We start from the raw sequence: 235 nt of genomic DNA, 5'->3' as shown, positions 1-235 counted from the left end.
AATGCTACTCTCAATTATGGGGGATTAGCTCAGCTGGCTAGAGCACCTGCTTTGCAAGCAGGGGGTCAACGGTTCGAATCCGTTATTCTCCACTCCGGGGCATGTCCCCGAAAAGATCTTTGACATATTGACACAAGCAAGACTGTAGAACAGAAGTTCAAGACTTCTAACAACAAACAGAAAGCTGAAAGTATGAGCGAAAGACAGGCGAATATATTTATTTGTCCTATCTACG

Annotated in this window: 1 tRNA gene; it reads left to right on the top strand. The window is 44.3% G+C overall.

The features are described 5' to 3' along the window. Positions 1 to 18 precede the first annotated feature (18 nt). Positions 19 to 92: transfer RNA gene (locus CIK87_RS13795), tRNA-Ala, on the top strand. Positions 93 to 235 lie beyond the last annotated feature (143 nt).

It is taken from the genome of Prevotella sp. P5-64, assembly GCF_002251285.1.
Classification (GTDB): Bacteria; Bacteroidota; Bacteroidia; order Bacteroidales; family Bacteroidaceae; genus Prevotella.
This window is presented reverse-complemented; position numbering and strand designations above follow the sequence as displayed.